Genomic DNA, 15,858 nt, shown 5'->3' on the forward strand with positions numbered 1-15,858 from the left:
CGCTAGAGGCCCAGGTCGATATCGTCGACCGACGCAGCCCTCAGATCCCCGCGTGTCTGGGCCTCCCGCTCCACATCGGTGAGTTCGGAGACGCTAAGAGTGAGCTCGTAGTGATGGCGCGGGTCAAAATCGGGGAACTGATCGACGCGGTCGAGGACATCAGCAACCAGCTTCTTGAGGAACACACGAGGGGCCACACCGGTCCGGCCGCCCAATTCCCCAGCTACTGCACGTGCAAGGTCAGCAACGTAAGCGTCGTCGACCACGGAGTGAATACGGTCGAACGACCCGGTTCCCACGGCGTAGATATCACGAACCCGGCTGCCGAGCTCCACCAAAGAGTCCGGTGTGAACCCTTGCAGTCGGATCTGTGCTGCCCGCGGGTTGTCGAATCGTGCGTCGGTTGCGAAGTCCGTCTGCAGCCGCTGGGCGAGTGGAGCCAGCCGCTGGACTCCCTGTTGCCCGTCGTAGAAAGCGGGAGTGCCCGTCATAAGGAGGTACAGGCCCGGGTAGCGTCCACTGTCAACTTCGTCCATCAGCTGGCGCAGCGCGTTGAGTGACTTCTCCCGGACATCGGACCGCATCCTTTGCAGTGTCTCGACTTCATCCAGGACGAGAACGAGCCCGGCGTAGTCCGAGTCACGCAGTACAGTCAGGAGCCCTTGAAGGAACCCGAGCGCCCCAAAATGGTCGAGCTCACCTCGGACGCCAGCGGCCCGGCGGGCACTGGCAGAGACATGGGGCTGCCCCCCAAGCCAAGCCAGAAGAGCATCCGCCTCGACGTTTTTCCCTGCGGCACTCATCTGACGGTAGGCACGCAGCGCCATGGCGAACGCAGGCGCTTCCTTCGACACCGCTGCGAGGCGCTTTTCGAGCAACTCGTCAGTTCGGCCCTCGAGGTCAGCAGTGTCCGTCTTGCCGGCGGCTTGAACATCCTGCCCGAGCACGTATAGCCAACCATCGACGACATCGCCAAAGGCTCCGCCTGCGACAGTCGGCGTCGAAAGGTTTTCGACGACGCGTCGGTACACCTTTTCCAGCTTGTACAGCGGGGTCTCGGTGTCTGAAATTTGTATCTCGGCAGTAGCGAAGTTCATCTTCTTGGCTAGCTCGGTGAGCCAGCGGGAGAAGAACGTCTTACCCGAGCCGTATTCACCGCGCACCGCTTTAAACTGCGCTGCACCTTGCTTGACTGCACTCAGCTCTTCGTCAATGGCCGGCCGGAAACTGCCGAGCCCTACGGCCATGACCTCAAGCCCTTGTTGGGGCACGGTGCCGCGGCGCAGTGCGTCTATGATTTCCCGACGCCGCCGGGGACTGATAGCAACATCCGTCATCACGCCACTCCGAACTGGTCCCTGAGCAGATCGACGTCGAGCCGCAGCGTTTCACCGTCGCTGTCGTAGGACAGAATGTCATAGCCCTCGACGTTCAACAGACGTTTGACCACGGCGAGCCCTTGTCCTATTGAGGCGTATGGCAGCCCGGCGGCCGACGCCACTGTGTCCTGGTGCGCTCTCCCATTGCGGTCAATAAGAGTGCGCAGCACCGCCTCCACGAGCGGTCTAGCTCCGGCGGCTGCACGCCCGGCAAGCCCCATTTGAGCCGTATAAACCCTCGAGGCTAGTACTCGGGTAACGAGGTCGTCCGTTGTCGCCGCCGCTGGAGGTTTCGGCTCGTCGAATTCGAATAACGGTGACGCGGCCTCCTTAACCGCAGGCTTTTTGCGGGACTTCTTCGCCGGAGCGGCCGTAGGCGCTGGCAATGTTTCCACGACCGGATCATTCCACCACGTCGGTGCCTGAGGTGGTGCTGGCTCCCAGCCGTCTGGCGCGGCCTGCGCCAGCGAGCGCTGGTACACCAGCACTGGCACGGTCAGCTCCGCTAGTGACGCACCGCCATGGTAGCCGGCACTGGCAGGCCCGTATCGGGCGTCATCACGCCACAGCAGTACTGCTTCGCCGGCGTCGAGCGCAACACGCGGTCCCCTGACCAGCACCTCGCCACTTTGAGGCGGACCTGAGGCTGCGGGTCGCCAACGAGCGTCACCCCCCGCGACAGTGGGAAGCATTTCGGTCCGCCGCTCCACAACGTGGCCATGGTCGGAAGTGAGCACTACGGCGCGTCCGGCGATTGATGCGGCATTCAGCAGCGCCCGCAACGGTTCCAGGTCAACCATCGCCCAGGCCCGGCCGGCTGTGTCGTTCTTATGCGTCGCGTCGTCAATCGCATTGATGACCACACCGACCACAGGGACGCTTGAGTCGGCGATCGCCGATGCGACACCCTCCGCAAGTTGGGATCCCCCTGCGGCGCGTAGCTCGCCCTTGTGGAACATTTTGGCGCCGGGGAACGCCATTGCGATGCCGGCCTTCTCCGTTGCCGAGTTTCCGTTACGAATTTCGCCGCACAACAGGCTTGTGCGCGAGATCCCCGTCATCGATGGCAGTGCGGCCACCGCAGCGAGGCGACGCTTGGATGCAGGCACCCATTCCACAAGCCGTGAGCGACCCACCTCGGTGGCGAGGTCGATGGCCACTGCGCCGCTCATCCCGTCCAAGACCACTAGAAGCACGCCGCCGTGGGACTTCCAGGGACCAACGACAGCGCGAAGAACATTTTCAAGTCCGAGCGCTGGCCCATCGGGCAACAGTTCCGCTATGGCATGCTCGGCGGGCGAGTCGACCAAGTGTGCCGCGGCTAGCTCATCACGCCTGTTGCGCCGGGCGCGGACCCGCTCAATCAGTCTCCCGTAAGCGGCACCCACCTCGGCATCTGACGAGCCGCTCCACAAAACGCCGAGCGCGGAGTCGACCCATGCTCCATCATCGAGCTGCCGCTGCAAATCTGCCGCGAGACTGTGTAGTTCGGACTCCGGCGATGCCAACCAGCGGGAGAGCCGCACGGCCATCCGCGGCGCAAGATCCTGACCGGCTAGGGTGGCCTCACGGTGGTCAAGTACCGCCGCCAACGCTTCCTCAGCACCGGAACTGTCGTCGAGTGCCTTGCCAAGCGCCCGTAACCGACTTGTGAATCCCGGTCGCAGGATCGCGGAGCGGTCGGCCCCGCCATTCCAGCCAAGATTTTCACGCAGCAGGGCCTCGGCCTGGTCAAGGACCACTCCCAACCTCCCTTCAGGGTCGCCCTCTCGCGACAGGCGCAGAACAGCAGAAGCTGAAGTGTTGGCAATCTCCCGTGCCTGCAGCGGGGTAATGGATCGGCCGCCCACGTACCGCTCGAGCAGCCGGGTGCGGGCTGCAACCTGTTCCTCGGTCAGATCACCGGCGGGGTGAGGCCACAGCACATCGATCGCCAGCCCAAGTGCGAGGGGCTTAACGAGCCCGGAAGGCGCTGCGGCGGTGCGCAGCGCGAACCCGGCCGCGATGCCGTACTCCTGCTCAGCCCACTCGATCAGGTGGCCCTGAAGATTCTGATCCACAGCAGCCCAGGATGCCCGGGACTCGCCGCTCAACGCGCTGAGGATGACAACCCCGTCGAGGTCACCTGCTCCCATCTCCAGCACATGCGCGAGCAGTCCGCCGATGGCGTGCTCGGCCGTCACGGCCAGATCAGGTGACGGCGACCACCCTCCAACAGGCTGGTGGTCTAGCAGAGCTGTAGCCGCCCATTCCAGCCGCCGCAGCTCGCGGCTGACTTCACGCGCTCCACCGAACAGCGCTGGAATGCTCCCCCACTCATCGGGGTCTTCGATTTGCTGCCGGTAGGCTCGGGTCAGCACCGTGTCGCCGAGGTCGGTACGCGGTCGGTCGGTGAGCACTATGAGGTACTCGTCGTCGGCCTGTGCGGCGTAAGCGTCAAGAATAGCGAGCTGGGAGATTCCCTCGATGACCCGGACGCTTTGGCCATCGACGGTCAAGGTTCCGCCATGCCAGCGCGGCTGAGCACGCATCACAAGCACCCGCGCGTCACCACCCTTGGCGACGAGCTCGGCAGCACGCGACCGCACAAGGGCCTCAGAAACGGCGACGGCGCGGGTCGCTTCGCTTGTGACGCCGATCACTCCCATCGCCAGCTCACCCGTAGTTTCTTGCCCGCAACCGGATTGGCCAACTCCTCGTTGATCTTCTGCCCGATTTCTTGTACCTCAACGACTCGCACGACAACCTGACTTTTTTCGGTGAGCCGCTGCCGTTCGCGTTCCTCTTCCTCAAGACGGATTCGGTTGAGCTCGGCGAGTTTCCGGTTTATCTCGGTCTCTCGCTCCTCCTGCTCCCGACGCTGGGCATCGAGAGACTCTTGCTCCTGCTGCAACTTTGCCTCACGAACTGCGCGCTCTGCAGCCGCTTTGCGGTCAGCCTCATCCCGCTGCCTTTGAACTTCCTCTCGAGCATGCCGTTCTACTTCCTCCCGACGGCGCCGCTCTGCTTCCTCCCGTGCTCGCCGCTCAATTTCGTCGGGGTCCTCAAGCAGAGCCTCGGTCGCTGCGTGCGCTGCAGCGTCAAGGGCCGGTTTAAGCGGGGCATGCAGCTCCGATTGCGATGCGACCTCGCGCAGCTGAACCAGCGCCTGGGCGGCGCGCTCGCCACCCAGCGACGACAGCTTGTCGATGAGCCCCCAGTTCGCACCACGGATCGCTGCCACTATGTCACCGGCCGAGCTGATTGATTTGGCAATGGTCTGCGGCTCGGCGGGCAGATCGAACTGGGCGATAGCTTCGATCCTTGCCACCGGTTCGTTGGCGGCCGAAAGGACAGCGATTAGGTCCCGCGCGCGCGTAACGCTCTGCCATCGCGGCGCAGTCTCGTTTAGCCCGAGAATTTCAAAGTGCGCTCTCAGCTCCGTCGCCGCGTTCTCCGTAGTCTGGAGCGCCGGACGCACCTTGCTCACTAGCCCGTCACTCATGCGCTCCAAGGCTGCTGTCGAAAGGTGATACTCGTCTGCGCCCACTCCGAAGAGTGTTTTAGCCCGAGTGATTGCAATTTGCCACTCCTCCTCCGACGGCAGCAGGGGCTCACGCAGCAGCATTTCCGCAGCGAGTCCACCGATGCCGGGCTCGGCTGTGCGGGCACCGGCGCGGTGCCACTCGCGGTCGGTGATCTTGGCCCACGCCAGCACCAGGAGGTCCATGGTATCCGTCGTCATACCGCGCTCGGCCAGTACGCCGCGCAGAGTGCCGACGGTCACATCGCCAGTGCCCGCAGCGCGGGTGAACTCGTCAAAGAACGCAAAGTGCTGTGCATCAAGTGCGTAGGTGCTCTCGCGCAGTGCGCCTACACCGTAAGCTGTCACTACACGGCGCACGCGGGTTCCGACAGCCCGGTCAACATTGGCCAATCGACCTCCGGCGTCCACGGCCCTCCGTGCCAGTTCCAGGACGGCGTTCAGCTCAGCTCTGCGGACCTCCTCCATGCCACGCTCGATCTCGGGGTGCTTAGGGTATCGGGCGGTCAATGCCGAGCCGAGCACGCCTGTCACGGCATCACGCAAGGTCGCTACTGACGGTTGGGTTGGTGTGAACCCATCAGCAAGGGTGACGAAGTTGGGTCCAGAAACGAAGGTCCCAAGGTTCTCCTCATTTCTGGCGTCCACTCCGTAGGCCTGGCGCAGCAACGCAGCAAGCTGACTCCGTAGCGAGTCGCGCTGATTCGTCAGAAGCCGGCGGGCCGGCTCCCGGTCGCCAACCGGCAGGTTTGCGGCGTACTGGTCGAACCGGTCACCGGTCAGCAAGTACTCGAGCTGGACGAGTTTCCCCACGTCCTCCATCCGCTGCGCCGTCAGGAAATGCGGAATCCACCCAATCGTGTCGCTGACAATGCCGTCCTGTCGGAGTGTGTAAATACGCTCGACATCATCCGACGGGCCGCGGTCATCCATGTCGTCGAAGGGGAAGTCGATCACGAGCTTCCATCGCCCGTCCGACGCCTTGAGCGCCTCGACAGGGAGCGCGGCCTTGTCCCGGACGTTCCCGAAAACGACATCGACCGTACGTTTCTGGCCTCGCCATATGTGGTCAAGCGCGTACTCGCCCGCGTACGAGCCCGTGGTAACGGCATTGATTTCAGTCATTACCGTGTCACGGATAAGTCGACGGCGGTTCGCGTGGGAGTCCTCCTGCGTGACATGCGCGAGGATCGCGTCAAAGTCCACCCCCGTCAGCTGAAGGCTGATCACCGGGTCCGCAGTTGAGCCGACCGTAATTTCCGAAAATTTGGCTTGCCACTCCGTGGCCAGGGTCACGACCTGCCCGGACACGTTGCCCCCGAACATTGACACAACGCTGCCAAAGTTGAGCGCAGCGAGCTTGGAAGCCGTTAGGTCCTTCAGCGACGTGGCCCCTGGGGCGATGGCCGCCACAAGGAGGGTCTTCGCAAGGCGGTCCTCGCGGCGGAACGGGTGGTTGCGGTCGAGGCTGCGGGCGTCCGCGTCGTTGACTTGGTGCTTATCCACCAGGTATGGGCGCATCTTGCCACGGTAGAAGGATGACGCCGCCTCAAAGACCTTTACCATATCGTCGGTCAGCGGCTTGGCGTCACCGAGCACGACGGCGTCGAACAGGTCGCCGACCGGAATTACGTCTCCGACGGTGAGCTCGTCACGCCCGCGGTACAGCAGCTCGCTCATGATCTTCAGCGCGGTGCGTTCGCGCTGCATGATTGCCGACAGCGCCACCATCGCGTCCACCAGCGCCGGGGAAAACGGGTACACCTTTTCGAAGTCGACGGCTCCCGAGCCGACTGAATCCGTCAGCAGGTGCTTCCAGTCTGTGGGATTTGCCCGGACGCGGGCAACGGCAGCGGCAAGTGACACTTTCCCGCTCTCGGACGCCGGCGACAGCAGGCGTTTGTTAACAATTTCTGGAAGGTCAGCGGCGGCAAGAGTGATTTTGTCGAATCGGTCTTCCCACCACTGAAACGAGTCCTCCAAAGCGACTTGCTCTGCGCCGACATTGCCGCCGCCGAGGAACTCCTTCAGCGCCCGCTGCCGCGCGACGAAAGAAATCATCGGGATCGCCATCTGCCCCGAACCGGTCTCGACGAGCTTGGCTACCTTGGAGGTCTCGTTTTGGATGAACGCCGAGTCGCGCAGGTGGTTGGCGAGCCACAACACCAGCTCATCAAGAAACAGCACTAAGCCGTCATATCCGAGCCCCTTTGCGTGCTCCGTCATGATCCGAAGCCCCTGGTCGATTGGAAGCCAGGCCGAGGTGGAGGTGTAGGCCTCGAAATAAGTTTCTACCAACGTGGCCGCCACCGCCTGCCGGTCACGCTCACTCGCGGTGCCATCGGCAGCCGCGTCGAGCTCCGCTGCGGTCAGTCCTGCCCCGCTCAGGGAGCCCAGCACCGGGTCGACGTCCGAAGCAAACTTCGAAAAGAACAGCTCGTCGCCCATCTGCGCCCGGAGCGCCTGGGCGTTCTGAAACAGCAGGTCGCTCTGGTGCAGCACAGGCACGGCCGCCGTGGGGTGTTTAGCCTTGACAGTGTTGATGTACCCAGAGAACAGAGCACCCTCAAAGGAATTGGCCCCGATGAGGTGATAGTCGACCGCGAGGAACTTCCTTGCCAGGACGTCCGTGTGTTCGGCCACGATTTGTTGCAACCCCTGCAGCGCCCGCGCTTGCGGGTTTCCACTTAGGAGCAAGTGCATCACGGCCATGTAGTGGGACTTACCGGCACCGAACGAGCCATGGATAAACGCCCCCTTGGCGTTGCCCCGGGTAAGCGCGGACTTTACGAGGGTCAAGCCCTCTCCGAACGCCTCGGCGATTTTCTCTGTGACGACGTAGTCCTTGAGGGTTTGCTCGGCGGCAGGCACGCCCTCGTGGATGCGCATGACGAAGTCATCGTCATGAACTGCCTCGGGGACGTGGATCGCGTCACGCAGCATCATCGTCAAGACGGCTGCAGTTGGAGTGCTCATCGGTCAAGATTTCCGTTCATCAGATACTTTTCTCGTCTACTACGGGCTGTGAATCCAAGGTTCATCAGGTGCTGCGACGCCGCCCGCGTGCCGCCGTCGGCGGTCGCCACGCGTTTACATCGGCGCGGGTCATTCGCAGTTGTGCCAGGAGCTGGTCGATCTGGCTAGTAACTGCTTGCGCCGCGCTGGACCCGAACTCTGGCTCGAGCTCGGTGTGCCACTGGTGCAGCCACGGCTCCAGCTCGACGAGCCCGGCCACCATGGGTACGAGGGCTTCGTTCGACGCACCGAGGGCCTGCTGATCCATGACCTCGCGCACCAGGGCGACCGCCTGATCACGGTGGCTCCAGCCGGCCCAGCCGAGCACAGGACTGTTGTCTCCTTCGCGTCGGACGCCTGGGTACAGGACAAAACGCTCCTTGGGCACGTCGAGCTTGCCTCGGGCCTTCCAGTACTCAACCCTCTGGAAGTCCAACGACGAGTACTTGTCTGGAATCTGAATTGTGACCCTGTCCCCTGCGTCTTCGCGCCGCTGCAGATCCCAAACCGTTTGCCATTCGCGGAATTTCTCCAGGCCTGAGGGCTTGTACCTGTACGCCGCCAAATAGGGGACCGCTTCGGTGCTCGCCAAAGATCCAAATACCGCCACGAGATCTGGTTCTTGACTGCTCGTCAACTCTCGTGCTAAATCGAGCAAGAACTGATCATGACGAAGCATGTCCGCAAGCTGGGCCACCGAGCGGGTGGTAGTTCCCTGGTGGTCGCGCCACAAATCTGCATCTTCAAGACGGTCGAGTATCGCTGCGTGCAGTGAATCTCGCAGCTGCTCATCCCAAGAGGCAACCACCCAACGGCGCTTGTACTCGGGACGTTCAAGCATGCGAATCTTCCAGTCTGACTCTAGGACAGCTAGCCGCTTCTCCACGGTAACTCGGTAGTCCTCAGGCCAGTCTGCAGGCACGTTATGCAGCTGCTTCGAACCGTGCCTCTCAAACCAAGCTGATTCCTCTTCGCCACCATCGATGCGTCGAGCAAGCGCGATTTCGAACGCGCGCTGCCCGCTCTGGAGATCCTCGATCGATGAACCAGTGTAAGTCATTGGTTCATCAACAAGTTCGTAGAGAGCGTATGTTTCCCAGTCCAACTCTTCCTGCTCGAAAACCATTCTTTGAACGGTGTGGACCCACCGGCGCTCGGACTGCTCAATCAGCCCAGCGAGACTTTCTTCCCCACTTCCAGAAACCCATCTTGCAACTACGCTGGAAGGAGAAAACATCTCCCGCTGTTGCGCCAGATCGTCGAGCACGCCCCCACGAATGCCTGGCAGCCTAACCGGCAGTGGGTACTCTTTGAGCTTTGTACCTGTAAATTCATAGCGCCAGCCCCAAGGTTCGGCCTGGTCACCCCCTTTGCTGTGGCTGACCTGCTTGAGCCAGAAGCACGCTGAGGATGTGTTCATCAAACCGAACATCCCGAGAAACTGTTCTTCACTCGCATCTGCTGGCAGCTGAATCACGGTCGCCGAGTGGTGAACGGGAGCCCCAGTTCGATCAATCATAAAATGATTATGGGTAGCAACCAAAGGAAATATAATTACATGATCCTTGCCAATTTTATCGGGGTAGACTTCGCGCCACTCCCACCATGTAAGTCCGCGTTCCCGCATCGAAATTCCGAACTTTTTGCGGCGGGAAAGGTGCTCGCGAAACATCCATAACAGTTTTTGGCTGGTGTTTCCAATACTGCGGAAGGCCAAGGGCTTCAGGTTGTCCCCTTGCGTCCAGATAACAACTTCACCGAGACCAGTAGCGTAGTCCCGAACCTCGTCTCCTCGCACCACACGCATTCCTGGACTAATCGAACCCGAAAGTCGCCGCGTCGGTTCACCGAGAAAGTAAAACTCATCCTCGCCCGAAACTACAGACAAACCCATTGCCGCCACTACGTCCTTTACCCGGGAAGACGCGCTTGACTCAAGCAATTGCTTCAAATCGCTTGCACCACCACCTCCCAGGGACCACGGATGCTTTGACAACACACTCCGGTCCAAATCCGTTACACTCACGAAGGTTCCGTCGTAGCCTGGGTCCCCCACGTGGGCCACAATTTCGGTCCACACAAGTCCATTGGCGGGATTTGCTGGTATGCCAGGCTCGCCACGTACGCCCAAGACCGCGCGGACAGTAGGTGACACAGGGCGCCGGCGCCTGCCAACCAAAATTACGGTCGGAGTTCCGTGCCCCGGGATGTAGGCGCCAGATGAGTCAACTACCTCTACTAGGTCTACAGGGTTCTCCTGCCCTAACTTGATATTCCTGCCGCCGAAGAAATCCTCGACAAGAAGTTTGCCAAATTCTCGTTTCATGAAACCGTTGCCAGTGATCTGGCCTACATACCCGGCGGACTGACCTTGCTCACCGCGAATCGCCAGACGAAAGAACAACTCCATGAATGGCACGGTCAGCGCGTACTGGCGATGAGTGGTCGCGTAGGCAGCACGGTAGGCTCGGTTGAGCGCCCTGTCTTTGACCGTGATGTAGGGCGGGTTCCCTACGACGACGTGGTACTGCCCGGGTTTGAGGATGTTGGTGTATTCGCCGAGGTCCTCCGTGGAGTAGGCATAAGCGTCCTCGCCGAACAGGGCATTGGTGACGCCTTGCTCCCCGAGGAGCGAATCCCCGATCGCCAGATGGAACCCCCACTCCTCCAACCCGACCAGGGATTTCTCCCCTGCAGCCAGGATTCCCGCGACCGTCAGGCGGAAACGGGCGATGGCGACGGCGAAGGGGTTCAGGTCCACGCCATGGATGGAGTCCATCGCCTTGCGGACCCGCTGCCTGGGGTCCAGGCCCGGGGCCTCGGCAGCCCACTGTTCGTTCAGGCGCTCGAAGGCTCCGAGCAGGAAGTGGCCTGATCCGCAGGTGGGGTCAATGACCTTGAGCCCGTCGACCCCGAACTCGGCGATCGCAGGGGTCAGGGTGCGGTCGAGGATGAATTCTTCAACAAACACCGGCGTCTGCAGCAGCGCGTAGGTTTTCTTTGCATGATCCGACAGGTCCTGGTACAGGTCACCCAGGAAACGGGTGTCCAGGTCAGGGTCGGTGAAGTCATGCACCAATGCGCCGTCGGCGCGGGTGCGGCGCCAGAAGTCAACGAGCCCCTTGGCGGCCTCGGCGCTGATCTCCGCAGTCCAGACCGGGTTGTGCCGGGGATCAACGAGAGCTGCCCCGGCGGGCTGGGCAGCCAGCACCCGGAACGACTGCTGCAGCCAGTCACGGTCATGATGACTTCTGTTGACCCGGAAATACGCCGTCTGGTTCTCCCGGGCACGGAGGACACGGTCACCGGGCCCGGCAATCCAGCTGACCGGGACCGGCACGCCGTCCAGGACGGCACCCATGAGCAGATCGTTATCCTCACAGAACCGGACAAACGTCGTCGCAAGGACCCACGCCACGGCCGCCTGATCAACCTCGTTGTCCCGCCACACCGACCACGACAGACCGGTACGCTCACGCCGCAACGCCTCCGCATGCTCACGCTGCAGAACAGCTCCCCACGCGGTGCCTGGGTCATCGGCCCGCGATTTCAAATCAGCCTGCAACACCCGCAGCTGGGCCTTGAGATCGGCAAGGAGGGCGGAAGAGTCAATCATGAAAGGTCTCCGGAACGCTGCAAAAAGTCAATGGTCATATCGTCGTTGAGGTGCGCCAGGTCAGACGGAAGGTCTATCCAGCCGCTGGGGCCGAGCGGAACTGAACGGCCCTCCAGAAGCGGGGCGCGGGCGTCACCAGCCTTTGCAACCAGTAGCCAGCGGGCGGCCGGCCGCTTGGAGCCCGTGTCCAGCACGGTAGCAAGAAGCGAGGTCATCCCGTAGCGCACCAGCGGCCCGGCGTTCGTCAGCAGAAGGGGGCGGTCTGAACTGAGCCGTTCTTCCCACTCAGGTTGGACGGCCCCTTGGACGACCCCCTCGAGCGCCTTCCACTGCTTGCTGTCACGGTCCAAAGCGTCATAGGTGAGCAGGCCACTCCAGATACCGCCGGCCTTTTCAATCTGCTCTTTGGTAGCCCTAACGACGAGCTCGGCTATATCGAGCACATCGATGTCAAACTTTGAGGCCAATACCCTTTCAGCCAAAACGTAGCGTTTGGGTGCCACTGTCAGGGTAAGTGCTGCATGCCTTTGGAGCGACTCCGCGAGCTTGCGGGAGATCTCGGCTGCGGGTGTAGCAGCAAACTGAGTCGTTGATACCGTGCCGGTGCTGTACAACGCCGTGCTCTTGGGTTCGAACACCCCGTTCTGATACACAAGCTCGGGGTAGAGCTCGCGCATGAGCGCGGTGAGCCGATTGGCAGTCGGCAGCGGTTCGGTCAGATGGGGGAACCGCGCACTGAGCGTACGCTGCACCGCCATTTGGCTGATCGAGCGGCCGGGCTTACCGCGCATCGCATGTTCCAAAGCCTCCTTGACAGGCATTGCCCGTGGGTAAAGCTCGTGGAACCCCGACACAGCCGCCGTCTGGCTCGCCGCCGCAGCCAAACGCAGGAGGCGGGCGTCGGTCACCTGCCACTGGCCGGCGCCGTCAAGGTCACCGACCACGCTGCGAAGTTCAGTAGTCGCTGTGCTGGCGACGACGAGGCCCCTAACCACAAGTTCATCTGCTTTGCTGCCGAGCTCGCTGGCTAGCTCGGTGAGCAAGTCTGCAGGCGGGGCAGCCGGGCCGTCCTCAGAGACGTCGTCATCCTCGCTCAGCGCCAACAGGTCAACCTTGGCGCCTGCACGGCGGCGTAGCACGAAGACCGGGTGGCTGTTTCGCGCGTCGAGCTCGGTGATCGCCCTGATGAGCGCAGTTCCGTAGGCCGATCGTTGGGCGCCGTCAAGGGTGGAGCCACGAAGAGTCAGGAGCGCGGCGACAGCTTCTGGCACGGTCATGACGTGCCCAGCGTTTACCACAATATTACTTAGCTCGCTGCACGCCGTGAGGAATGATTTGTCCTTCGACCACTCGGCGACAGCGTCATCGAGCATGGTTGTAACGCGTTCGCGAGTGGTTTGGAAACTGCTGGCGATCTCGGCAGCGGTGGGCCACAGGGAGCCGTCGCCGAGGCCGAGCAGTCCTTGTGCGAGCGGCTTGTCCGCGGCGGGAAGCCGCTCGAGGAGGTTGTCCACTACCCTGTCGACACCAAGGGCCACGTTGAGCCCAGGTGCAGACTCGGTAGGCCGCAAGGCGGTACGCCACTGCTTGATGCGTCGCTGGATTTCCTTGCGGTAGGTTTCACCCAAGCCGCGGATGCCGTTAATCTTGACGGGGTGGACGCCGAGGACATCACCGACAGTGATCACGCCGTCTAGACGGCGCAGCGCAGAGAGTGCTTGGGCCGAAAGGCCCGACTGCTCCAGCGGCGTCTGAAGGGTCGCCGTGGACGCCAGCTCCTCGTCCTTTTGCAGGGCGTCTTCGTTCAGGTCAAGGCTTGCGAAGACGCCGCTCCAGGCGCGCAGCAGGTCTTCGACGTTGCCGAAACGCTCCTTTACGTCAGGCGACAGCGCCTTGCGGAACAGCTCGGCAAGAGGCGCACCGACAGCCGGATCGAACGACGTCGGCTCTACGACTGGGGGGTCAGTTGGACTGGTAGGGGTGTTCGCCCCGCTGGTCCACCAAGGCAGCACCCCGGTCGCCATTTCAAAAAGCGTCGCTGACACTGCCCACAGCTCAGCTGCCCGGTCGTAGCGGGTGCGGCGTCCCTTGCCCAGATAGGGATCGAGATACCCGGGGGTGCCCGAGGTGATGTTATCCAGCGGCTCACGGGCGAGCGAAAAGTCGAACAAGGTCAGGTGCGGCTTGCGGTATGCGGGATCCGGTGCGATGCCCAGATTCGCCGGCTTGATGTCCCGGTGGAAGACGCCCTGGGCGTCGACGAGGTAGGCCATGGCTTCCAGGAGGTCAGTTCCCCAGCGCTGCAGCTGTTCCAGGGTCGACTGGCCTTCCTTGGCCAGACGCGTAGCCAAAGTCTCCTTGCCGGCGTCCGACATGAGCAGGACGCGGCGGCCCCCGAGCTCGAGCGTCTCTGTCAGCCGCACGACACGCGGGTGCTCAAGATCCTTGAGTACCGCAGCCTCGACGTCGAGCCTTCGACCTGCCGCATCATCCCGGGCGATTTTGAGAATGACCTCCTTGTCGTCGCCCGAGTTGTCATCCAGTACTGCAAGGGCAAGGCCGGAAGACCCCTCACCGCGGCGATTAACCACGAGGAACCGTCCCTCGATCATGTCGGCAGTCTGTGCGTCCAGCGGATCCTTGACCTCGACCGGCGGGGCTTGGGTGTCCGGCCGACGCGCTTCGTCCCATGCCATGCGGATAAGTTCCAGCGCATCTTCCAAGGACGAGGGCCGGACAGTTTCGTCAACATTGGTCAACTCCGCAACAACCTCGGCCAGGGTGTCCGGAAGCCCGGCGGTGACGGCACGCGGATCGAACCGCCCAGCCTGCTGCTGAATTTCTTGAACCTCGACAATAGTCGTACCCGGCGCCTTGCCGGTCAGGATCAAGAACGCCAATGCACCGAATCCGAAGACGTCCAGAGGTGTGCCAGGCACGTCAGTCACCGAAAGACGTGCTTCCGGCGCAAGCCAAACCAGGTCAACAGCACCTGCCACGCCGAGCAGGTCCGTCACACCGCGGCTGATGACGGTCCAGTTTGTTGAAGTGGCCGTTTCGCTGTTTTTCTGGGCGGAGTACCAGTCCCGTACTTCAAGGCGGGGCCCGTCCGGTGATGGCCGCACCCATACCCGCTGTGGTGACAAGGCGCGGTGAAATAGATGACGGTTATGGGCGAACCGGAGGATGTTCCCGAGTTGCTCGGTCATCGCTACGCGGTCGTCTAGTGTCAGGACGGCGCCTTCGTCGACGAGGTAGGCGTCTAGTGGACGTTCGTCTTCTTGATACTCGAAGACAAGCGCCGGCCCATCATCGGTTGTCAAATACTGATGCGGCACTGCGATGCCCTCGTGGCGGATGCCGAAGGTAAGTTGGTACTCTCTCTGGGCGAGCTGCTCGATGCGCTTGCGCTCCAGGGCGGACGCTTTGGGAGGTACGTCGTACAGGCGCAACCGCTGCTTAATTTTGGACAGGTTCGGGTGGGTGACGACGACGTCCTGCCAGTCGACACCTTCTGCTACTGGATCCGAGTCAGCGACAGCGTAATCGCCCACCATCCGGGTTTTAGGGGTTGGACGGAAATCCGCCCTGTCGCAGAGCTGCCGCACCATCTGAGCACGCTGGGGGTCGATGAGATCCCGCGGGTTCTCCGGCGGCGTCGCCAGGAACTCGCTCAACCGTTGCAGTGGAGGCCTGGAGGCTACGTTATATCCGTCAAGCTTTACAACACCTGCTCTGCCGGAGGCGTCGACCGCGAACGTGGAGCCCTCGCCGTGAAGCACAATGAGCGCTGTGATCCACGGAACTGACCGCTCCACGTGGGACGGCGCATAGGACTTGAGAAGCGACGCGAGGCGCTTTCCCTTCCTATCAGTTACCAGGAACGGGTTGGGGTGCGTCTTCCCGGGCTGATACCAGCGCTGGGAGTTACCGGTGATGGTTCCATGCCAGCCTTTGAGCTCCACGCAGAAGAGACCGACCGGGGTTAGCAACAGAACATCAATTTCCGCAGTGCGGCTATTGGTGTCGATAAAGGTCAGGTTGACCCAGGCAGTGGTACGCCCATCGTCCGGCAAGACCTTGCGAAAAGCCTCGAGCGCGGCCGCCTCTTCCGGCGTAGCAGGCGGTCCCATTACCTTCCAGTGGGGCGAATCAGCCTTCATCGGATTATCGGTACTCCCCCATATTGCGTGTCCCATGGCTGCAAGTCAGTGTCTTGCACCAACATCATAGATCGCGCATCGTGGCGGCATTTCACCACGCTCCGGTTATCAGCCATGAGAAGTCCTCGTGGGATGTCAAGAACACGGCGTCAGGCGAAGGAT

The 15,858-nt window shown here is 62.1% G+C and carries 5 protein-coding genes; all 5 read right to left on the reverse strand.

All coding sequences use genetic code 11. The features are described from left to right. Positions 1 to 2 precede the first annotated feature (2 nt). Complete coding sequence (brxD, locus tag Q9R31_RS11905; protein ID WP_311262935.1) at positions 3 to 1,337, reverse strand: BREX system ATP-binding protein BrxD; 1,335 nt, start codon at positions 1,335 to 1,337, stop codon at positions 3 to 5. Then, positions 1,337 to 4,021, reverse strand: coding sequence for a BREX-2 system phosphatase PglZ (pglZ, locus tag Q9R31_RS11910; RefSeq protein ID WP_311262936.1), 2,685 nt, complete (start codon positions 4,019 to 4,021; stop codon positions 1,337 to 1,339). The genes brxD and pglZ overlap by 1 nt, the downstream gene beginning before the upstream one ends. Next, positions 4,018 to 7,878, reverse strand: coding sequence for a DUF6079 family protein (locus Q9R31_RS11915; RefSeq protein WP_311262937.1), 3,861 nt, complete (start codon positions 7,876 to 7,878; stop codon positions 4,018 to 4,020). Before Q9R31_RS11915 ends, pglZ begins: the two co-directional genes overlap by 4 nt. Before the next feature lie 64 nt (positions 7,879 to 7,942). Beyond that, on the reverse strand, positions 7,943 to 11,533 hold the full coding sequence (gene pglX, locus Q9R31_RS11920; protein ID WP_311262938.1) for a BREX-2 system adenine-specific DNA-methyltransferase PglX: 3,591 nt from the start codon (positions 11,531 to 11,533) through the stop codon (positions 7,943 to 7,945). Then, positions 11,530 to 15,732, reverse strand: a complete 4,203-nt coding sequence (gene pglW, locus Q9R31_RS11925; RefSeq protein WP_311262939.1) for a BREX system serine/threonine kinase PglW — start codon at positions 15,730 to 15,732, stop codon at positions 11,530 to 11,532. Before pglW ends, pglX begins: the two co-directional genes overlap by 4 nt. Positions 15,733 to 15,858: the final 126 nt, after the last annotated feature.

Source organism: Pseudarthrobacter sp. BRE9 (assembly GCF_031844305.1).
GTDB lineage: Bacteria > Actinomycetota > Actinomycetes > Actinomycetales > Micrococcaceae > Arthrobacter.